The sequence below is a fragment of the Prochlorococcus marinus XMU1419 genome (genome assembly GCF_017695955.1).
Lineage (GTDB): Bacteria > Cyanobacteriota > Cyanobacteriia > PCC-6307 > Cyanobiaceae > Prochlorococcus_A > Prochlorococcus_A marinus_AD.
The window spans coordinates 351,512-374,461 of sequence record NZ_JAAORO010000003.1 but is presented as its reverse complement, the minus strand read 5'-3'; the positions used below and the strand labels follow the sequence as shown (position 1 = coordinate 374,461).

At 34.1% G+C, this 22,950-nt stretch carries 15 protein-coding genes and 1 tRNA gene; 8 read left to right on the top strand and 8 right to left on the bottom strand.

From position 1 onward, the window contains the following. Nucleotides 1-75: 75 nt before the first annotated feature. The 3 genes from HA151_RS08140 to HA151_RS08130 all read right to left on the bottom strand — a co-directional run bounded on the left by HA151_RS08140 (nt 76) and on the right by HA151_RS08130 (nt 2,863). Complete coding sequence (locus HA151_RS08140) at nt 76-1,167, bottom strand: glycosyltransferase family 2 protein (RefSeq protein ID WP_209106957.1); 1,092 nt, start codon at nt 1,165-1,167, stop codon at nt 76-78. Nucleotides 1,168-1,212: 45 nt separating this feature from the next. After that, a complete protein-coding gene (locus HA151_RS08135) occupies nt 1,213-2,766 on the bottom strand; it encodes an ArnT family glycosyltransferase (protein WP_209106956.1) in 1,554 nt (517 codons plus the stop codon). Nucleotides 2,767-2,791: 25 nt separating this feature from the next. After that, nucleotides 2,792-2,863, bottom strand: a tRNA-Thr gene (locus HA151_RS08130). A gap of 55 nt (nt 2,864-2,918) precedes the next feature. On the opposite strand from HA151_RS08130, the gene HA151_RS08125 reads away from it, so the two are divergent. Continuing rightward, nucleotides 2,919-3,155: a DUF3493 domain-containing protein gene (locus tag HA151_RS08125; protein WP_209106955.1), complete on the top strand. Its 237-nt coding sequence runs from the start codon at nt 2,919-2,921 to the stop codon at nt 3,153-3,155. A 16-nt stretch (nt 3,156-3,171) separates the two neighbouring features. Here HA151_RS08125 and infB read toward each other — a convergent pair whose 3' ends face one another. Genes infB through rimP form a run of 4 tightly spaced genes read right to left on the bottom strand, consistent with a single transcriptional unit; the run spans nt 3,172 to nt 8,772 of the window. Further along, nucleotides 3,172-6,543, bottom strand: a complete 3,372-nt coding sequence (gene infB / locus HA151_RS08120; RefSeq protein ID WP_209106954.1) for a translation initiation factor IF-2 — start codon at nt 6,541-6,543, stop codon at nt 3,172-3,174. 45 nt (nt 6,544-6,588) lie between these two features. Further along, nucleotides 6,589-6,849, bottom strand: a complete 261-nt coding sequence (locus HA151_RS08115; protein WP_245151632.1) for a YlxR family protein — start codon at nt 6,847-6,849, stop codon at nt 6,589-6,591. 17 nt (nt 6,850-6,866) lie between these two features. Then, nucleotides 6,867-8,270, bottom strand: coding sequence for a transcription termination factor NusA (nusA, locus tag HA151_RS08110; protein ID WP_209106952.1), 1,404 nt, complete (start codon nt 8,268-8,270; stop codon nt 6,867-6,869). A 34-nt stretch (nt 8,271-8,304) separates the two neighbouring features. Then, nucleotides 8,305-8,772 carry a ribosome maturation factor RimP gene (gene rimP, locus HA151_RS08105; protein WP_209106951.1) on the bottom strand — a complete coding sequence of 156 codons (468 nt, stop codon included), beginning with the start codon at nt 8,770-8,772 and terminating at the stop codon, nt 8,305-8,307. 151 nt (nt 8,773-8,923) lie between these two features. On the opposite strand from rimP, the gene HA151_RS08100 reads away from it, so the two are divergent. Both HA151_RS08100 and rpiA read left to right on the top strand, forming a co-directional pair. After that, nucleotides 8,924-10,054 (top strand): trypsin-like peptidase domain-containing protein, encoded by a 1,131-nt coding sequence (locus HA151_RS08100; RefSeq protein WP_209106950.1) that lies wholly within the window; start codon nt 8,924-8,926, stop codon nt 10,052-10,054. Between the two features lie 44 nt (nt 10,055-10,098). Continuing rightward, a complete protein-coding gene (rpiA, locus tag HA151_RS08095) occupies nt 10,099-10,812 on the top strand; it encodes a ribose-5-phosphate isomerase RpiA (RefSeq protein WP_348535626.1) in 714 nt (237 codons plus the stop codon). Here rpiA and hisD read toward each other — a convergent pair. Beyond that, nucleotides 10,809-12,095, bottom strand: a complete 1,287-nt coding sequence (hisD, locus tag HA151_RS08090) for a histidinol dehydrogenase (protein WP_209106949.1) — start codon at nt 12,093-12,095, stop codon at nt 10,809-10,811. The genes rpiA and hisD overlap by 4 nt on opposite strands. Before the next feature lie 120 nt (nt 12,096-12,215). Between hisD and rpsT the strand changes: the two genes are divergently transcribed. The 5 genes from rpsT (at nt 12,216) to HA151_RS08065 (ending at nt 22,928) form a co-directional block, all read left to right on the top strand. Next, nucleotides 12,216-12,509 carry a 30S ribosomal protein S20 gene (gene rpsT / locus HA151_RS08085; protein WP_209106948.1) on the top strand — a complete coding sequence of 98 codons (294 nt, stop codon included), beginning with the start codon at nt 12,216-12,218 and terminating at the stop codon, nt 12,507-12,509. Between the two features lie 16 nt (nt 12,510-12,525). Beyond that, nucleotides 12,526-13,320 (top strand): TatD family hydrolase, encoded by a 795-nt coding sequence (locus HA151_RS08080; protein ID WP_209106947.1) that lies wholly within the window; start codon nt 12,526-12,528, stop codon nt 13,318-13,320. A 236-nt stretch (nt 13,321-13,556) separates the two neighbouring features. Further along, nucleotides 13,557-16,850: a DNA-directed RNA polymerase subunit beta gene (gene rpoB / locus HA151_RS08075; RefSeq protein WP_209106946.1), complete on the top strand. Its 3,294-nt coding sequence runs from the start codon at nt 13,557-13,559 to the stop codon at nt 16,848-16,850. A 38-nt stretch (nt 16,851-16,888) separates the two neighbouring features. After that, a complete protein-coding gene (locus HA151_RS08070) occupies nt 16,889-18,793 on the top strand; it encodes a DNA-directed RNA polymerase subunit gamma (protein ID WP_209106945.1) in 1,905 nt (634 codons plus the stop codon). 34 nt (nt 18,794-18,827) lie between these two features. Then, a complete protein-coding gene (locus HA151_RS08065) occupies nt 18,828-22,928 on the top strand; it encodes a DNA-directed RNA polymerase subunit beta' (protein WP_209106944.1) in 4,101 nt (1,366 codons plus the stop codon). The last annotated feature ends 22 nt before the right edge of the window (nt 22,929-22,950 follow it).

The following is a 22,950-nucleotide window of genomic DNA, read 5'->3' as shown; positions in this document are numbered from 1 at the left end:
AGAATCTAACTACTTTATTACTAATTTGGCGAAATTGAAAATTTTTAGAAAATACTAATGAGAATTTTTTGTAATTTAAATATCAGAAATCATATAAATCCAACATACTTTTAGGAGTTTTAATCCATCAATCCATCTAGATATATTTGGTGCTCCAGATTTTCTAGCATAATACCGGACAGGATAATTAAGTATTTTAATATTATTTTTTGCTGCTTCAAATATTATTGTGAAATCTCCAAATGGATCAGATTTAGAATCCCAACTACCGTTTTGTTTCATAAGCTTAAAGAATTTTCTTGAAAAAACTTTTGTTCCACAAAGAGAATCTGACACTGGCTTATTAATGAGAATTGATAAAAATATTGCAAAGAGTCTATTCCCTATGTAGTTGGCCCATCTCATAGCATCCTTTTCCATTGGAAAGGTTGTTCGGGCACAATTAATTAAAATATTTTCATTTTTGGTTGATTCCATTATTGCTGCAATACTGTCATTTATATCTACGGTAAAATCGCTATCAATTATGGCTAGGGTTTGACCTGAAGAAATATTAAATCCCTCTACGACAGCATTTTTTTTGCCCTTAGATGTTTGTTTTAAAAGTGATATTTTATAGGAATTTGTGAATTTTTCTTTTAGTTCTTTTAACATCGAATATGTATTATCTTTGCTATTCCCTTCCACAAAGATGATTTCTAATTCATTTGGTATGCTTTTAAATTTATTTAATGCATTTACTAAAAGCTCTTTATTACCTGCTTCATTTCTTGCAGGAATAACTATTGAAATTAAATGATCAGAAATATTTTCGCTATATTTATAAAAAACAATTTCTAGTTCGTAAGCTAATTGTTTGATAATTGGTAATTTGCGAAAAATATTTTTTACTGATAGTGGAATCAGTTTAGTTTTTAAAGGAGTTAACTTTTTTGCTTTCCATCTAATGGATCTATAATTATAAATTTCAGCTAAGGATTCAATATCGCCTAAAGTTATTCTTGCTTGGCTGGTAGTTTCTCTAAAAATTCTTGAATCAAATCTTAGCCATCTAGTTATTGGTTCCCATGCATTACCCCGAACTTTGATTGAAATTAATTCGCTATTGTTTTTGAATAATTGATGTAGTTTATTATGCGTCAAATTCCAACTATTTTCAGATTTCATGACTTTGTATAATTGGCTAAAGACACTTTATTATATAAAGGCTGTTTACTTCTTTAATATTAATATCCAGGGTTTTAAAATATAATTATCATAAATTACTTCATAAGAATTATTATTGTTTTTTATCTCTTGAAAATCTGTTGTCCAGGCTAATTCTGCTTTTTTTAACTGATCAATATTCTCTAAAACTTCGCCAAGTTTAGGTGTTAATAAAGAAATTTTAATTATTTTTGATGAAGATTGAGGATTGTTCATACCTGCTTTATCAACTTTTATAGGTTGACTTTTTACTATATCAAGAGATGATATCAATTCCATTTCTTCTCTTAATTCTCTTGATCTATCAGTGAATAATCCTGATTGCAAAAGAAATGAAGTTAATAAGTAAGGACCAATTATAAGAGCTATTAAGATTTCTTTAAATGAGTTCTTATGTTTTATGAATGACCAAGATAACCCGAAAAATAATAAACCAATAATTAATAATGTATTTTCTTTCAAGTTAAAGTTACTTATATTTTTAAATAAAAAATAATATGTGGCAGTTAGAGTTAATAGAAATAATGGAATTATTTTGGAAGTGACAAACATAAAGATACTTTTGTATTTTTTAGAATTAAATAAATATCTAATTCCTACATAAGTATTTAGTGAGAAAATTGATGATATTTGTAAAGCGTAATAGGGAGTTTTCGTAGAAAAAAAACTTAGAATTACTATACAAATTAAGGGGAAAAAGGTAAGTATATATTTATTGTCTTTACTTTCAGAAATATTTAGAATTGTACCAATAATTGCAAATACGCTCCATGGTAGGAATGTGACTGGAATATTCCAAAAATAATAATAGAAGGGATTTGTGAAATTATTTTTGTTAGAGAGAATAGTGAATTTGTCGAATAAGTAAAAGATAATATTTTTATCTAAATATGAATTAATAGAAAAAGACCATAATAAGTACGGAATAAATCCAATTATTAGTCCAAGCCAAAAGAATTTACTGAATAAACAATTCTTTTTTAAATACAAATATGGCAGAAGTGATAATAAAGGTACAAATACTAGAAAAGTTTTCATCATAAAAGATAAACCAATCCAAATACCAAAAAGCAGAATATAAATTTTGTTATTTTTACTTTTTATTTTTACTAAAGAAAATACACCAATACTTACTAAACATGAATAAATGACATCTTGAGTTGCTAAGTGGGAGTAGTCAAACCATAGATATGTCGTAGAAAGTATCAGCGGAGAAATAATTGCATATTTTTTATTAAAAAATTCTTCATGTAATTTGTAAGTTATGAATAGCATCAATATGGCAGCAACTGTGGTTGGAAGATATGCTGAAAAAATATTTCTTCCAAAGATATCTTGTGACTTTGCTATTAAGTACTGTAATCCAATTGTTCTATCTAATACATAATCATCCCACCAAAGAGGAATTGTCCAGTTTCCTTTATCTAATATCCATCTTGCTTGTAGGGCATAAAATCCTTCATCAAAAGCAATGTAACTTCTCTTGCCAAAATAAAATATAAGTGGAAAAAAAATAAATATTTTTAAAAGAGGTTTGAAATTTATAGTTTTATTAATCATTCTTGTTTTTAATTAGCTTTTTAAATGCCGATAATTGGAATTGAACCAATGACCTACTGTTTACGAGACAGTTGCTCTTCCGCTGAGCTATACCGGCTAAACTAAAATGTTCATAATTTCATATAGACTTAATTCTATTATTTAAAGAATTTATGTCAAAAATAGATCCTGAGTTAAAAAAAAAATTATTAAAGGAATCTCAGGCGCCTTTCAAGGGATTACGGAAAATAGTATGGATAGCTTTTAGTGGTTCGGCATTTTTGGGACTTTTCATTATGCTTGCAAAAATTGCAAGCGGCAATGAATTACAGCTAAATAACCTTCTAATACAATTATGTGCATGTATAGTATTTCCTACTTTATTATTCGTTGACAGGAATAAGGATTAATTAAGTAAAAATTAAATTATTGAGTTAATTTTCTCTTTTTAGTAACAAATTTAAATGCTTCAATTATGTCTCCTTCTATCCACGAAGAGAATTTATCGCAGCCAACACCGCATTCAAATCCAGAATTAACTTCTTTCACATCATCTTTAGACCTTTTAAGGGAGTCTAAATTACCCTCAAAAATCACTTTATCTGATCTAAATACTCTTAGAGAGCAATTCCTTTGCAGTTTTCCAGATTGTATATAACAGCCTGCGATAGCGCCTTTACCAACTGAAAAAGTTGCTCGAACTTCTGCTTTACCCAATGATTCCTCGACAAGATCAGGTTCAAGTAACCCTTCCATCGCCAACTGAATATCTTCTAAGAGTTTATAGATTACTTCATATTCTCTTATATCAACATCGTTAGCATCAGCTGCTCTTTTTGCTCCGGATGCCAATGAAGTGTTAAACCCAATGATTACTGATCCTGAAGCAGCTGCAAGATCTATATCAGTCTCAGTTATTTCTCCGGGAGCAGAGAGTAGAACTCTAACCTGCACTTCATTTTTGGGTAATTGCTCTAACGAACCTAATATTGCTTCAACACTACCTTGAACGTCAGCCTTAAGGATTAAGTTTAACTCTTTTAATTCTCCGTCATTTGCTTGAGTTGATAATGATGATAAGCTAACTCTTCTTGAAGCCATTTGCTGAGCTAATTTTGTAGCCCTAGCATCTATAGCTCTATCTCCGACGACAGCTCTAGCAGTTTTCTCATCAGAGTAAACTTCAAATTCGTCGCCTGCTGTTGGTACTTCACTGAATCCTAGCGCTTCAACTGGAAAAGATGGTCCTGCTTCTTTAATTCTATTTCCATGCTCATCAACCATTGCTCTAATTTTTCCAAGAACTGAACCGGCAGCCAAAATATCCCCAGATTTTAAGGTGCCATTTTGTACTAACAGAGTTGCTACAGGACCTTTAGCTTTATCTAGGTGGGCTTCAATCACAGTTCCTTTTGCAGATCTGTCTGGGTTAGCTTGTAGATCTTCAACTTCTGAAACTAATAAAATCATTTCGAGCAACTTATCAATATTTTGTTTTTTGATCGCACTTACTGGGACCATCACAGTATCTCCTCCCCAATCTTCAGCAATTAAATCTTTTTCTGATAATTCTTGTTTAACTCTGTCTGGAGATGCCCCTTCTTTATCAATTTTATTAATAGCAACAACAATTGGTACTTTTGCAGCTCTTGCATGACTAATGGCTTCAAGTGTTTGAGGTCTGCAACCATCATCTGCAGCCACTACAAGAACAGCTACATCAGTAACTTTAGTTCCCCTTGCTCTCATTGCTGTAAAGGCTTCATGACCAGGAGTGTCAAGAAAAGTTAATTTTTTCTTTTTAGATTCATGTTCAAATTCAACTTGATAAGCTCCTATGTGTTGAGTTATACCTCCCGCCTCTCCAGAAGCTACTCTTGATTCTCTGATGGAATCTAAAAGACTTGTTTTGCCATGATCTACATGACCCATGACTGTAATTACAGGTGGCCTTTTTATTAGATTATCAATGTCATCGGATTCAATCATATCAACTGTTTTCTCAGCAGCTTCTTGAATATCATCCTGCAAAACTGGTACTCCAAATTCTTCAGCTACTGTTTCGATAGTTGATAAGTCAAGTGATTGCGTTACTGTTGCCGTTATTCCTTTAAAAAAAAGGGATTTGATTATTTCAGAACTTTCAAGACTTAACTTATCAGCTAATTCTTGTACTGTTAAATTATCTTCGGGAACTATTATCATTTCAGGTCTAACTTGTTTAGCCTCTTTAGCAGCTTTTAATTCCATAGCTCTTCTTTTTTGCCTTTGCCGTGTGGTTTCTTTTCTCTTTTTTTTAGGTGATTTTATAGATTTTTGGGATTTAGGTTCATCAGACTTTTCTTTCTTTGGACGTGCCAAACTGGCTGATAATATTGAAATTTTCTCACCTGAGTATCCACTGGTTTCAGAGGTTAATGAATCATCATTCTCACCAATAATATGAACTTTTTGTCTTTGTTTCTGGGGATTCTTACTTCTTAATGCTTCTAATTTTGCACTGTCATCCCAATCTGTTTTGCCTGGTTTTTTTGAAGGATTTGAAAATGTTCTGTGAGGTGGTTTTTTGGAACTTGGGGCAGCATTAGGACGAATATTAGGAGCTTTTACTTTTTGCTTAGGTGTCTCAATATTTGGTTTTTCTTTATTCTGTGAACTTAGGTTTTCTTTACCAGATTTATTAGTTTTTTGAAGTTGCAAAAGTTCATTAGGTGATACAGGCTTCCTAATCCCAGAGGACTTTTGAGTATTGAACTTAGAACCTTGCCTATTAAAATCTTCTTGTTTGAAATTTCCACCCGGTCTATTGGACATGCCAGGTCTATTGGAAGCACCTGGTCTATTGGACATGCCAGGTCTATTGGAAGCACCTGGTCTATTGGACATGCCAGGTCTGTTGGAAGCACCCGTTCTATTGGGCATGCCAGGTCTATTGGGAGCACCTGGTCTATTGGACATGCCAGGTCTGTTGGAAGCACCTTGTCTATTAGGCATGCCAGGTCTGTTGGGAGCAGCTTGTTTGAATGTAATATTTTTCTTATTATTGTTTGCATGTTTTATATTTTGATTTTTATTGGGATCGTCCCTTCTAATGGGAGCACCTACGAGCTCAGGGGGAGTTATTTTAGTACTGAAATTTTTTGTTTTAGGTTTGTTCGCAATTTGATCAGGTTTGTTTGATAAATATCTTTTGTCCCCTGAGTTATAGATGTTCTTAGAAGATTCGTTAGTTTTAGAATTATTATTTATATTTTTAGGCTTCGCAATAAGTTGAATAGGAGGTTTCGCAGGACTTTTGATAGATGAGGTTGTATTATTTCGGAAAGTTTTTTTATCTAGGTTAAAATTTTGTGATGCTTGAGACTTGTTATTTTGATTTTTAAAGTTTGCTTGAGATGGCGAACTGCTAATAATAGTTGGTTTATTGTAATCTTTAGATTGGTTTGAAGTTGTTTTTTGATTTTCAATTTTATTTAAAGGTTTTGTCAATAACTGCTTTTTGTTTGAACTATCTTTGAAAGGTTTTACTTTTGCAGAAGAGATAAGAGTGGATTCTTTTTCTTTGTTTTGCGGGTAATTATCTTTTTTGTTGGCGGGTTTATTAATAGAAAGTATTTTTTTATCTGAACTCTTACTATTAATTAAATTTTTAATTTTTTTTGCATCCTGTGCACTAATAGAACTGCTATGACTTTTCACAGAAATTGCAAGTTTTTGAGCGGCATCCAGAATATCTTTATTTTCCAGATTTAAGTCTCTGGAAAGTTCGTAGATTCTGATTTTATCGCTGATAGTCATTTAATCTGATTTTACTCTTTTAAAATTAAAGAGGGTTTAGTTCTATTATATTCCCTTATTGGGATTGTCATTGTAGCTTGCAATCTCTTTTTCAAAAATATCAATAAATTCAGTTTCTAAAGAAGTTTTTAAAGCTTTCTGAAGCTTTTTTTTAATTTTAGAATCTGAGGAACATTTTTTTGACTTGCAAATGTAAGCTGATCGCCCCATTCCCTTTTGAAAAATTATGCCTTGCTGATGATCTTTAGTAATCTTTAAAAGATTTTTCCTGTCAAATGTTTTTCTACATGCAATGCATACACGCATAACAGGAGTGTGTTGGATCACCGTTTTCTCTCCTCTTTGGCCGATATTTCACTATTTAGATCATTCTCTAATTGAACATTATCTGAAAAAGTTTCTCCTTCGTTATCTTCTCCTTCATATTCATGATCATCTTCAGGAAGGGGATAAAGCTCTCTTAGCCTCGCATCTTCTGCCGCACGTTCAGCTTGTTCTGCTTCTAATTTCAGCTCCGCTTCTCTCTGAAGATTCTCTTCCTCTTCTCTTTGAATGATTAATTCCGAGACTGCAGAATCTTCCGCTTCCTGATCATATTCATGTGAGTTTTTAACATCAATCTTCCAGCCAGTTAATCTTGCGGCAAGTCTTACATTTTGACCTTCTCTACCAATCGCTAGACTCAATTGATCAGGAGGAACTAATACGTGGGCGTGCTGCCCTTCTGGGTCAACTAGTCTTACTAGATCAACTTTTGCAGGACTTAAAGAGTTTAAAATATATTGTATTGGGTCAGATGACCATTTAATTACATCAATTTTTTCTCCCCTCAATTCATTAACTACTTGCTGAATTCTTGCCCCTCTTGCTCCAATACAGGCTCCTACGGGGTCAACTTCTTTTTCAACACTATCAACAGCTACTTTTGTTCTAGGACCAACAGCTCTTGAAGGAGGGTTTGCTTCTCTTGATACAGCAACAATTTTTACTGTACCTTCCTGAATTTCTGGAACCTCATTTTCAAATAAATAAACCACTAAACCTGCATTTGCTCGACTTACAAAAAGTTGTGGCCCTTTTCTAGCTATTTCGCTGACTTCTTTCAAAAATACTTTGAATGTTGCATTTGCTCTGTAGTTATCATTCGGTAATTGATCTCTTTTGGGAAGTTCGGCCTCTACTTCTGGTCTTCCAATACCTGAACTAACACCCATAATCACTGATTGCCTTTCAAATCTTATAACTCTTGCAGTTAAAACAGGATCCTCCAAATCTGCAAATTCTTCTTGAATCATTTTTCGTTGTTGATCTCGCAATTTTTGAGCTAAAACTTGCTTTGTTGTTGAGGCAGCCATTCGCCCAAAATCCTCCTTTTCTGGAGTGACGTCTAAAACAACTGTGTCTCCTATTTGAGCATCATCAGCAACTTGTTGAACTTCTCCAAGGGATATTTGATGATCTTCACTCTCAACTTCTTCAACAATTATTTTACTCGATAAGATTCTATAACCCTCTTCATCAAGATCTAATCCTACATCAAAATTACTAAAGTATTCTTCATCAAATGGATCTTCGTTAACTCCAATGTAAAAAGTTCTTCTATATTTTTCGTAACCTTTTAATAAAGCTTCGCGCAAGGCTATTTCTACGACATTAGGAGGTAATTTTTTTTCCTCACTAATATCTTCAATAAGATTGTTTAAACCTGGGAGAATAACTAATGCCATCTATGATGGGAAATTGAATAATGGTTGAAAATAATTAATCTTTTAATTTACAAAGACTAACTCGTAGAACTTCTTCAAAAGGGATCTTTTTTATCTTACCTTTTATGTTAATGGCTAAATAATCTTTAGACTTTTCATAAAGTAAACCATTCAGAAATTTTATTTTTGATTTCTTTTGGTTTAACTCAACATTAACTGGAAAACCCTTAAAAGTTTTGAAGTCTCTCTCTGAGGTTAATTCATCACTGACCCCTTGACTACTAATTTCTAACACATATGAACAATTTATAAGATTTGAATTTTCTATTTCATTAGAAGCTGGGACATTTAGCATCACACAATCATCTAATGAAATGTCATCACCATTAGTTTTTTTTATAATAATTTCAATGACAATTGGATTGTGGTTAGTTTTTATTTCTAAACTGCAGATATCAAAATCAAAGGCATTGGCAACTTTCTTTAATAAAATTTCGAGTTCAATTTTTTTTTCTTTGTCCAATTTAGTTAAATATATTTCTTAAAATTATTCTCACATATAAATTTTATTTATTTTAAAATTCAAAAATTTGTATTTATGGATGTAAACAAAAAAAACAACAATAATGTATTAATTCAATTAGATTTACTAAAAAATTTTTAAATCTAAATAGATGAAATCGGTCAAGATTAAGTTTATCAATTTAATCCTAAAATTCATTATTATTAGTTCTTGCTTAATTAATTTCTCTCAAAGGGCTGAAGTTTTTGCAATGACTTCTTATGAAAGTCACAATTTTGTATCATCTGCAGTGAAAAATGTTGGGCCTGCAGTTGTAAAAATTGATACTGAGCGATTGGTAGAGAGGCAACAATTTGATCCCACTTTATTAGATCCCTTATTGAGAGACTTACTTGGAGATCCCGGTATTATTCCTGATAGAGAGAGAGGACAAGGTTCTGGAGTCATCATTAATGAGAATGGTTTAGTTCTTACAAACGCTCATGTGGTGGAAAAAGTTGATAATGTTTCAGTCACTTTGGCAGATGGATCCATTTGTGATGGTCAAGTTTTGGGAACAGATGCAGTAACTGATTTAGCTTTAGTACAAATTCAGGGGTCTTCATATTCTGGTTTTGCCCCACTGGGAAATTCTGAAGATCTTGAAGTCGGTGATTGGGCAATAGCTTTAGGTACACCCTATGGTTTAGAGAAAACAGTTACCTTAGGTATTGTAAGTAGTCTTCATAGGGATATTAATAGTCTAGGATTTTCAGATAAAAGGCTTGATCTTATTCAAACCGATGCTGCAATAAATCCAGGAAATTCTGGAGGGCCACTCATAAATTCTAATGGTGAGGTAATTGGAATCAATACATTGGTAAGGAGTGGCCCCGGAGCCGGTCTAGGCTTTGCAATTCCTATAAATCTAGCTAAGAGTGTTTCTGATCAGCTTCTTAAAAATGGGGAGGTAATTCATCCATATTTAGGTGTCCAATTGATTTCTTTAAATCCCAGAATTGCTAAAGAACATAACCAAGACCCCAATTCATTAGTTCAATTACCAGAAAGAAATGGAGCTCTAATACAATCAGTTATACCTAACAGCCCCGCCGAAAAAGCTGGTTTAAGAAGAGGTGATTTAGTAATAGCAGCCGAAAATATATCTATTGAAGAACCTAAAACTTTACTTGAAGAGGTAGAAAAAGCAAAGATAGGTAAAGTATTCCTTTTAAATGTTCTTAGAGATAATAAAGAGATACAGGTAAATATTAAACCAGAACCTCTTCCAGGTTTGACATAAATCATCTATTGAAATTTAATAATTTATAACTATAGAAAAAGATTTTGGATAAACAAACTCAGATGAAACAAGTAGTTGCTGATGCAGCAATTAGTGAAGTAAAGAGTGGAATGATTCTAGGATTAGGATCTGGTTCTACGGCAGCACTTATGATAAAAAGCCTTGCAAATGAAATACGCTTAGGAAAACTTCAAAATATAAGAGGTGTTGCGACTTCCTTTCAATCAGAAGTTTTAGCGCTTGAACTGGATATCCCGCTTATCGATTTAGCTTCTGTTACACAAATAGATTTGGCTATTGATGGAGCAGATGAAGTTGATCCTGGATTCCAATTAATAAAAGGCGGGGGAGCATGCCATGTTAGAGAAAAGTTAGTAGCATCTAAAGCTAATAAATTGTTGATTGTTGTTGATGATACTAAATTGGTTCAAAACTTAAATAAATCTTTCCCTTTACCTGTAGAAGTACTTCCAAATGCTTGGAAGCAAGTTCATGAAGTGATTTCAGATATGAATGGAAGTTCATCTTTAAGAATGGCGACTAGAAAAGCTGGCCCAGTTGTTACTGATCAAGGTAACTTAATTCTAGATGTATTGTTTAATGATGGTATTAAGAATCCAAAAGAAATTGAAATGATTATCAACAATATTCCAGGAGTATTAGAAAACGGATTATTCGTTGATCTTACAGACAAAGTATTGGTTGGTAAAATTGAAAACAATATTCCAGTTGTTTACTCTCCTTCTAAAGTTGGCTAATCTTCAAATCTTATTTTTACTGAGTTAGCGTGACTATGTAAGCCCTCACTTTTAGCGAGATTAATGATATCAGAACAATTAACTCTTAAACTTTCTTCATTAAATTCTATAATTGAAGTATTTTTCATAAAAGTTTCGACTCCTAAAGAACCGCTAAATCTAGAATTCCCTGAAGTAGGTAAAGTATGATTTGGCCCAGCAAGGTAATCACCAACTGCTTCAGGTGTCCATTTCCCTAAAAAAATTGCGCCTGCATTCTCAATACCTTTAAGAATTTTTTTTGAGTCTGAAGCTAAAATTTCTAAATGCTCTGGAGCAAAGTTATTGCTTAGTTCAATACAAGATTCATAATTCTCGCAAATCACAATTAACCCCCAATTTTTTATTGATTGCATGCAAATTTCTTTTCTTGGATGATTTTCTATTTTTTTATAAAGTTCCTCTAAAACTTCTTTTGCTTGGTTCTTTGATGTAGTTAGAAGTATTGATGAAGCTAATGGATCATGTTCTGCTTGCGCTAATAGATCAGATGCTATGTGAGTGCTTTGAGCTGTTTCATCTGCAATGATTAATATTTCACTTGGACCAGCTAAAGAATCAATTCCTGTAGAGCCATAAATTAGTTTTTTCGCAGTAGTTACATAGATATTCCCTGGACCTGAGATAACATCAACTTTATTAATTTGATTTGTGCCATATGCTAAAGCACCAATTGCTTGAGCTCCTCCAATTCTGAATACTTTATTAATCCCTGATAAGTGAGCTGCAGCTAAAACAGTTTTGTTTATTTCCCCCTCTTTATTTCCAGGAGATACCATTATGATTTCTTCAACACCTGCTACTGTTGCAGGTATTGCATTCATTAGTACAGTACTGGGATAAGCAGCTCTACCTCCAGGGATATAAATACCTGCATTTTTAACTGGCCTCCATCTCCTTTGGACTTGATCGCCAAGTTTACCTTTTATAGTGAAAGATAGGGGAATTTCTTTTTCATGGAATTTTTTAATTCTGTTATGGGCTACTTCAAGTGCGTGCTTTAAATTGTTATCAATTTCATCCCACGCATTCTTTATTTGATCGGCACTAACTTGCATAGGGACAGGATTGAAACCATCAAATTTATTTGTATATTTTTCTACTGCTATATCTCCATAATTTTTTACCTCTCGAAGAATTTCTTCAACAATCTCATTGATCTTGTAATTACTTTCAGAATTAGTTCTACTAGAAATTCTTTGTAATTCTTCAATAGCTTCTTTTTTATTATTTATGATCTTCATATGTTGATTTTTCAAAATGAAAGGCTAGATGCCTAGTAAATCCCTTTTACTAAATTATATATGATTGATTTATAGTCTATTTATTTGTTATTATAAAGACTTCTATGAAACAAATCCTCTGTGGCCAATAACAAATCAGCAAAAAAGAGAATACAAATTGCCGAAAGAAATCGATTAATTAACAAATCATACAAATCTACAGTCAAAACTTTGACAAAAAAAACCATAGAAAATTGCGAAACATATAAAAAAGAACCCAACAAAGAGAATGAAAATTTAGTTAAAACTAGTCTTAACAAAGTGTTTAGCTTAATTGATAAATCTGTGAAAAAAAATATCCTACACAAGAACAACGGTGCTAATAAAAAATCAAAAATCAACAACTTTGTAAAAACTACCTTAACCACAAAGTAAAGGGCGAATCAAAATTATGAGCGAAATTGAACTCATAGATTCACACTGTCATTTGATATTTGAAAATTTTGAGAAAGATATTGAAGATGTTGTTCAAAGATTGCGTTCAAGAGGTGTAAGAAAATTAGTTCATGCTTGTTGTGAACTAACAGAAATTCCCAAGTTAAAAAAGATATCCCATGAATTTAGTGAAATTTATTACTCAGTGGGTTTGCATCCGCTAGAAGCAAAAAAATGGAACTTAAGTTCTAAATCCCTTTTAAGAAAATCAGCTCAAGAAGATAGCAGGGTTGTAGCTATTGGAGAATTAGGCTTAGATTTTTTTAAAAGGGAAAATAAAACTCAGCAAATTGATGCTCTCCTTCCGCAAATGGAGCTAGCTTATGAACTTGAATTGCCCGTAATTATTCATTGTAGAGATGCTGCAGTTGAAATGATCGAGATATGTAATGACCTTTCTAAAAAAGGAAAATGCCCTAGAGGTGTACTTCATTGTTGGACTGGAACCCCAAAAGAAATGAAGCAATTTTTGGATCTAGGTTTTTACATCAGTTTTAGTGGAATAGTAACTTTCCCAAAAGCTCATGAAATTCATGAATGCGCCAAAATAGTTCCTAATAATAAATATCTTATTGAGACTGACTCACCCTTTTTAGCTCCTGTGCCACACAGGGGTAAAAGAAATGAACCTGCATATGTTGAAAATGTTGCTAATTTTATAGCAAATTTAAGATCTACTGAATTAAATACAATTGCTAAAGAGTCATCAAAGAATGCTAAAGATTTGTTTAAGTTTGACTTGTTAAGTTGACACTAAAACTGATAGTATTAGGAATTACTGGAAATTTTTCTTAATTTTTAGTTTTAACTTTCTAAGTTAATGGTTTTACAACCATTAAGCTCAATTTTTTAGTTTTTAATAAATTGATTTTTTTTTTGAAATCAAGATTTTATTGTTGATCTCAAATTAAAAGAAAAGTTAACCAACTAGATATTGAGTAGATTTAAAGTAAATAGTAAATCTCACATAATCGAAGGTTTTCTTGGATGAGCAGTAGCGCTTTACAGGTAGCAAAAACAGCTACTTACCTACCAGATTTAGTTGAAGTACAAAGAGCAAGCTTTAAATGGTTTTTGGAAAAGGGATTAATAGAAGAATTACAAAACTTTTCCCCCATATCTGATTACACAGGTAAATTAGAATTACATTTTATTGGTGAAGAGTACAGGTTAAAAAGACCAAGGCATGATGTTGAAGAAGCAAAAAGAAGAGATGCAACATTTGCTTCTCAAATGTATGTAACGTGCAGACTAATAAACAAAGAGACAGGAGAAATCAAAGAACAAGAGGTATTTATTGGTGAATTACCTTTAATGACAGAAAGAGGAACTTTCATAATTAACGGTGCTGAAAGAGTGATTGTTAATCAAATTGTGCGGAGTCCAGGAGTATATTTCAAAGATGAACAAGATAAAAATGGCCGAAGAACTTACAATGCCAGCGTAATTCCTAATAGAGGAGCATGGTTAAAATTCGAGACGGACAAAAATAATTTACTTTATGTAAGAGTTGATAAAACTAGAAAAATTAATGCTCATGTTCTCATGAGAGCAATGGGTCTTTCTGATAATGATGTGGTTGACAAACTTAGGCATCCTGAGTTTTATCAGAATTCAATTCAATCAGCTAATGACGAAGGTATAAATTCAGAAGATCAGGCATTGCTTGAGCTATATAAAAAGCTGCGTCCTGGTGAGCCTCCATCTGTTTCTGGTGGTCAACAGCTATTACATAGTAGATTTTTTGATCCTAAAAGGTATGATCTAGGTCGAGTTGGCAGATATAAAATAAATAAAAAATTGAGACTTACTGTTCCAGATGATGTAAGAACACTTACTCATGAAGATGTTCTTTCTACAATAGACTATCTTATTAACCTGGAATTGGACATCGGTGGTGCAAGTTTGGATGATATTGATCATCTTGGCAATCGAAGGGTTAGATCAGTAGGAGAACTCCTTCAAAATCAAGTAAGAGTTGGACTTAACCGTTTAGAGAGAATAATTAAAGAAAGAATGACTGTTGGAGAAACTGATTCTCTTACTCCTGCTCAGTTAGTTAATCCTAAACCTTTGGTAGCTGCTATTAAGGAGTTTTTTGGATCGAGTCAATTAAGTCAATTTATGGACCAAACTAATCCTCTCGCTGAATTAACACATAAGAGAAGAATCTCAGCTTTAGGTCCTGGTGGTTTAACACGAGAAAGAGCAGGGTTTGCAGTAAGAGATATTCATCCCTCACATTATGGAAGATTATGTCCTATTGAGACTCCTGAAGGACCTAACGCAGGTCTTATAAACTCATTAGCGACCCACGCAAGGGTAAATGAATATGGTTTTATTGAAACACCTTTTTGGGAAGTTAAAAACGGAAAAGTTAATAAAGAGGGTAACCCTGTTTATCTTTCGGCTGATTTAGAAGATGAGTGTAGAGTGGCTCCAGGTGATGTTGCAACTGACAAGGATGGAAATATACTCGCAAATCTAATCCCAGTAAGGTATAGACAAGATTTTGAAAAAGTACCTCCTCATCAAGTTGATTATGTCCAACTATCTCCGGTTCAAGTAATTTCAGTTGCGACTTCACTTATTCCTTTTCTGGAGCATGATGATGCAAACAGAGCTCTGATGGGATCGAATATGCAGCGTCAGGCTGTTCCATTGCTCAGGCCAGAGCGTCCTTTAGTTGGTACAGGTTTAGAATCTCAAGTTGCAAGAGATTCGGGGATGGTGCCCATAACAAAAGTTAATGGAACTGTGTCTTATGTAGATGCAAATGAGATTGTTGTAAAAGATAATGATGGCAATGAACATTTTCATTATCTTCAAAAATATCAAAGATCTAATCAAGATACCTGCCTTAATCAAAGACCTATAGTAAAAATTGGAGATCAAGTAATTTCTGGTCAGGTTTTAGCAGATGGATCTGCCTGTGAAGGTGGTGAAATAGCTCTTGGTCAGAACGTTTTGATTGCATATATGCCGTGGGAAGGTTACAACTACGAAGATGCAATTCTCGTAAGCGAGAGAATGGTGACTGATGATTTATATACATCGGTACATATTGAAAAATATGAAATTGAGGCAAGACAAACAAAGTTAGGACCTGAAGAGATTACAAGAGAGATTCCTAATATTTCTGAAGAAAGCCTTAATAATCTTGATGAAATGGGAATTATCAGAATTGGTGCTTTTGTGGAGAGTGGAGATATTCTCGTGGGAAAAGTTACTCCTAAAGGGGAATCTGATCAACCGCCTGAAGAAAAACTTTTAAGAGCTATTTTTGGTGAAAAGGCTCGAGATGTTAGAGACAACTCTTTGAGGGTTCCTAAGACTGAAAAGGGAAGAGTTTTAGATGTTCGAATATACACTAGAGAACAAGGTGATGAGTTGCCTCCAGGTGCAAATATGGTTGTCAGAGTTTATGTGGCCCAAAGAAGAAAAATCCAGGTAGGCGATAAAATGGCTGGAAGACATGGTAATAAAGGAATTATTAGCAGAATTTTACCAAGAGAAGATATGCCATACTTACCTGATGGAACCCCCGTGGACATAGTTCTCAATCCACTAGGAGTTCCAAGTAGAATGAACGTGGGGCAAGTTTTTGAATTATTGATGGGATGGGCAGCATCAAACTTAAATTGTAGAGTTAAGGTTGTACCATTTGATGAAATGTATGGTGCTGAAAAATCACATCAAACCGTTCAAGCATTTCTCGAAGAGGCTTCAAAACAACCTGGTAAAGCATGGGTTTACAATCCTGAAGATCCAGGGAAGCTTTTACTTAAAGATGGGAGGACAGGCGAACCTTTCGATCAGCCAGTAGCTGTAGGATACTCTCACTTTCTTAAATTGGTTCATTTGGTGGATGACAAAATTCATGCCAGATCCACTGGCCCTTACTCTTTGGTCACTCAACAACCCCTTGGTGGTAAAGCTCAACAAGGTGGACAAAGGCTTGGAGAAATGGAAGTATGGGCTCTTGAAGCATATGGCGCGGCCTATACTCTCCAAGAATTATTAACAGTTAAATCTGATGATATGCAAGGAAGAAATGAAGCTTTAAATGCAATTGTTAAAGGTAAACCAATCCCAAGGCCTGGAACCCCTGAGTCTTTCAAAGTTCTTATGAGAGAATTGCAATCTCTAGGTCTAGATATTGGGGTTTATACAGATGAAGGAAAAGAGGTAGATTTAATGCAAGATGTCAATCCGAGAAGAAATACTCCATCAAGACCTACATATGAATCACTCGGAACCTCTGAATATGAGGAAGATTAAAAATCAATTTAAAAACTTCTAATTAAAATTTTCCAAAAATGACAAACAGCAATTTACGAACTGAAAATCACTTTGATTACGTCAAAATTTCAATAGCATCTCCTCAAAGAATAATGGATTGGGGACAAAGAACATTACCAAATGGACAAGTGGTGGGTGAAGTGACTAAGCCTGAAACTATCAACTACAGAACATTAAAACCCGAAATGGATGGTTTGTTTTGTGAAAAGATTTTTGGGCCTTCTAAAGATTGGGAATGTCATTGCGGTAAGTATAAAAGAGTTAGACATCGAGGTATAGTTTGTGAAAGATGTGGGGTTGAGGTAACTGAGAGTAGAGTTAGAAGACATAGGATGGGCTATATCAAACTAGCTGCGCCTGTTTCCCACGTTTGGTATTTGAAAGGAATTCCCAGTTACGTGGCAATTCTTTTAGATATTCCACTAAGAGATGTAGAACAAATAGTTTATTTTAATTGTTATGTTGTCTTAGACCCAGGAGATCATAAAGAACTTAAATACAAGCAATTACTTACTGAAGATGAATGGCTTGAAATAGAAGATGAAATCTATGCAGAAGATTCAACAATTGAAAATGAACCTTTTGTTGGTATTGGAGCTGAGGCCTTGAAGCAATTACTTGAAGATCTTGATCTGGATCAGGTTGCTGAGGAGCTCAGAGAAGAAATTACACATAGTAAGGGACAAAAAAGAGCAAAACTAATAAAAAGGATTAGGGTTATTGATAACTTTATTGCAACAAATGCAAAACCAGAATGGATGGTTTTAGATGCGATTCCTGTTATACCTCCTGATCTTAGACCAATGGTGCAGCTTGATGGCGGGAGATTCGCGACTTCTGATTTAAATGATCTTTATAGAAGAGTTATTAATAGAAATAATAGACTAGCAAGACTTCAAGAAATTTTGGCTCCTGAAATTATCGTTAGAAATGAAAAAAGAATGCTTCAGGAGGCAGTTGACGCCCTCATAGATAATGGAAGGAGGGGAAGGACTGTTGTTGGCGCAAACAATAGAGCTTTAAAGTCCCTTAGTGACATTATTGAAGGAAAACAAGGAAGATTTAGACAGAATCTTCTTGGTAAGCGTGTCGACTACTCAGGAAGATCTGTAATTGTTGTGGGGCCCAAATTAAAAATGCATCAGTGTGGTCTTCCAAAGGAAATGGCGATTGAGCTCTTCCAACCATTTGTGATCCATAGATTAATTCGTCAAAATATAGTTAATAATATTAAAGCTGCAAAAAAATTAATACAAAAGGCTGATGATGAAGTTATGCAGGTGCTTCAGGAAGTTATTGATGGTCACCCAATTCTTTTGAATAGAGCACCTACACTTCATAGATTAGGAATTCAAGCTTTCGAGCCAAAATTGGTTGGAGGTAGAGCAATACAGCTTCATCCTCTAGTATGCCCGGCATTTAATGCTGACTTTGATGGAGATCAAATGGCAGTTCATGTTCCCTTAGCTTTAGAGGCACAAACTGAAGCGCGTATGCTCATGTTGGCTAGTAACAATATTCTTTCTCCTGCTACTGGGGAACCAATTGTCACTCCATCACAAGATATGGTTTTGGGATCATATTATTTGACGGCTTTGCAACCGAATTATAAAAAACCGCATTTTGGTGATAATAAGAATACTTTTGCTTCACTGGAAGATGTCATTTTTGCTTTTGAAGATAAAAGACTTAGTTTACATGAATGGGTATGGGTTAGATTTAATGGAGAAGTTGAAGATGAAGATGAAATGAATAAGCCCCAGAAAACTCAAGATCTAGAAGATGGCTCAAGAGTAGAAATTTGGAATTTAAGAAGAGACAGATTTGACTCTCAGAATAATTTAATAAGTAGATTTATTTTGACAACTGTAGGGAGAGTAGTAATGAACTTTACCATTATTGATTCTGTATCTAAAACTTAATCTTTAAAAACTATTTTTCATTTATTTTAAAATCATGACATCATCCAAACCTAAAAAAACTTCTAAAGTTCGTAAAACTTCTAAAAACTCAAAAAAAAATAATCCAATAACAATGCCGTCTTTGGCCAAGACGCCTCCATCATTCAAGAATAAAGTAGTTGATAAGAAAGCTTTAAAAAATTTAGTCTCTTGGTCTTATAAAACACACGGTACTGCTATTACTGCAGCAATGGCTGATAATTTAAAAGATTTAGGATTTAAATATGCTACTCAAGCTGCCGTTTCTATTTCAGTAGATGACTTAAAAGTTCCTGAAGCTAAACAAGATTTAATAGGACAAGCTGAAGAGCAAATATCTGCTACAGAAGAATGCTACAGACTTGGTGAAATTACAGAAGTTGAAAGACATACAAAAGTTATCGATACATGGACTGAAACTAATGAAAGATTAGTAGATGCTGTTAAAAATAATTTTAATCAAAATGATCCTCTAAATTCCGTTTGGATGATGGCTAATTCAGGGGCAAGGGGTAATATGTCTCAGGTGAGACAACTTGTAGGTATGAGAGGGTTGATGGCTAATCCTCAAGGAGAAATTATTGACCTTCCAATAAGAACAAACTTTAGAGAAGGACTTACTGTTACTGAATACGTAATTTCTTCTTATGGAGCTAGGAAAGGTTTGGTGGATACTGCTTTAAGAACTGCAGACTCTGGCTATTTGACTCGAAGATTAGTTGATGTAGCTCAAGATGTAATTGTTAGAGAAGAGGATTGTGGAACAGAACGATCAATAGTCGTGGAAGCTGAGGATGGTAAATTTGGAACTAGGCTTCTTGGAAGACTTACAGCTTCTGATATTTTAGATTCTGAAGATAACATAATTATTCCAGAAAATACTGCAATAGATCCTTCAATTTCAGAAAAAATTGAGAAAGCATCTATTACAAAAGTAAATATAAGATCCCCATTAACATGCGAAGCGAACAGATCTGTTTGTAGGAGATGTTACGGATGGGCTTTGGCTCATAATCATTTGGTTGACTTAGGTGAAGCAGTAGGAATCATTGCTGCTCAATCTATCGGAGAACCAGGAACTCAATTAACAATGAGAACTTTTCATACTGGAGGTGTATCTACTGCTGAAAGTGGTGTAGTAAGATCAAAGATTGCTGGTAAAGTTGAGTTCAGTTCAAAAGCTAAGGTTAGAGGTTATAGAACTCCACATGGCGTAGAAGCTAAGCAAGCCGAAGTTGATTTTATTTTAAAAATAGTTCCTCAAGAAAATAATTCCAGCAAACCTCAAAAAATTGAAGTTTCAAGTGGATCACTTTTATTCGTTGATAATGGTGAAAATATTAATTCAGATATAACTGTTGCTCAGATTACTGCTGGTGCAGTGAAAAAGAGCGTTGAAAAAGCAACCAAGGATGTTATTTGCGATTTGGCTGGTCAAGTCAAGTATGACAAGGTTATTCAACCAAAAGAGGTCACCGATCGGCAGGGAAATATTACTTTAAAAGCTCAGAGATTGGGAAGATTGTGGGTTTTGGCCGGAGATGTTTATAATCTGCCACCCAACGCAAGACCAGTTATTTCATCTGAAAAGTCTGTTAATGAAGGAACTGTTCTAGCAGAGGCAAGTCAATCAAGTGAGTTTGGTGGAAAAGTTAGATTAAGAGAATCAATAGGAGATTCGAGGGAAGTTCAGATTGTCACAACTTCAATGACGATAAGCAATTTTAAATTAATTGAAGAATCTACACACTCTGGCCAAATACATCATTTAGAATCAACTGATGGTATTTCTTATCGTTTGAATACTTCTCCAGGGAGTAAGATTAGTAATGGTGAGGTTATAGCGGATTTAACGGATGAAAGGTATCGTACAAAAACTGGTGGACTAGTAAAATATGCACCAGGATTGAGTGTTAAAAAAGCTAGATCATCTAAGAATGGTTTTGAAGTTAATCAAGGAGGAACATTGCTTTGGATTCCTCAAGAGACGCATGAAATAAATAAAGATATATCTCTTCTAATGATTGAAGATATGAAATGGATTGAAGCTGGAACAGAAGTTGTTAAGGATATCTTTAGTCAAACATCTGGGATAGTCACCGTAACTCAGAAAAATGATATCCTCCGTGAAATAACCGTGAGAAATGGAACTTTTCATGAGTGCGATGATGAAGAGGTTCTCAATAGATTTACGGAAGAAGGCAACCTTGTAAATCCAGGCGAGAAGATTATGGATGATATTGATAATAAAGAGATTCTATTTGTTCAGAAATTAGAAACCCCAAAATGTAGAGGTTTACTGTTAAGAACGGTAGAAGAATTTACTATTCCTGATCAAGCAGAATTACCCCAATTATCTCATGTTAAACAGGAAAAAGGACCACATTTAGGCTTAAAAGCTATTCAAAGACTTACTTTTAAAGACGGTGAGTTGATAAAGTCAGTTGAAGGAGTTGAATTGCTTAGAACACATTTAAGTATTGAAAGTTTTAATGCTACTCCCCAAATGACTATTGATGTGGAGTCTATTCAAGATAAAAAGGATCCATCAATAAATAGATTAAACCTTGTAATTTTAGAATCTATTCTTGTAAGAAGAGATACTATATCCGATTCAAGTCATGGTTCAACACATACAGAATTACAGGTAAAAAATAATCAAATAGTCAAAGCGGGAGATGTAATAGCTACTACTCAAATACTTTGTAAACAGAAGGGTTTGGTTCAACTGCCAAATGTTGTTGATGATGAACCTATAAGGAGGTTAATTGTTGAAAGAGAAGAAGATAAAATTAAAATGAAGATTACCACTAAAGCGGTTGTTAAAGTTGGCGATCGCGTAGTAGACGGTGACCTTGTTAGTAAATCTGAAAGATCTACTTCTTGTGGAGAAATTGAAGAAGTCTCAAGTGATTCAGTAACCCTAAGGCTTGGTAGGCCTTATATGGTTTCTCCTGATTCAGTTTTGCATGTTAAAGATGGAGATTTAGTTCTAAGGGGAGATGGTTTAGCTTTACTTGTTTTTGAAAGACAGAAAACAGGAGATATTGTTCAAGGATTGCCGCGAATCGAAGAGTTATTAGAGGCAAGGCGACCTAGAGATGCCGCAATTTTATGTAAAAAATCTGGAATTGTTCAGATTAAACAAGGTAATGATGAAGAATCTGTTTCCTTATCAGTTATTGAAAAAGATGATCTGGTTAATGAATATCAACTATTAGTTGGAAAAAACATAATGGTTAGTGATGGACAACAAGTTGCAGGAGGAGAAATTTTAACTGATGGTCCAATTAATCCTCATGAATTATTAGATTGTTACTTCAGCGATTTAAAGGATAATAAACCACTAATAGATGCTGCTCGAGAATCTATATCGAAATTACAAAGAAGTATGGTAAACGAAGTTCAAAATGTTTATAAGTCGCAGGGTGTTGCAATTGATGATAAACATATTGAGGTTATTGTCAGACAAATGACAAGTAAAGTCCGAGTAGAAGATGCTGGGGATACTACTCTCTTACCTGGAGAACTTATAGAATTGAGGCAAGTGGAAGATACTAACCAAGCTATGGCAATTACAGGTGGAGCTCCAGCACAGTTTACCCCTGTTCTGTTAGGAATAACTAAAGCCTCTCTCAATACTGATAGCTTTATATCAGCAGCTTCATTCCAAGAGACTACAAGGGTTCTTACAGAAGCCGCAATTGAAGGAAAGTCTGATTGGTTAAGAGGTTTAAAAGAAAATGTTATTATTGGTCGACTAATACCTGCAGGTACTGGCTTTAGTGGATTTGTAGAGGAATTAGCCTCAGAGGCGGGCCCCCATCCTGATATCCTCGCGGAAGAATCAGGTGGATATAGAAGAGCACAGAACTTAAGGCCAGACTATACAGTTGATATGCCACAATCGCCTTCGGTAAGCTCTACTGCAATACTTGATGATCCGAGTGATGAAGATTTGGAAACTACGAGGAACCGCCATGGAATTGACCCTACTTCAAGTAATTTTGCTGCCTTTGCAAGACCTAGTGCTGAAAATCAATTTTCTGAAGATCAATTACCAGATCCTGCTGCCCTCGAGGGATTACAAGAGGAGGGTCTTCTATCCGATGAATAATTTTTATCTATTTTCATATTTA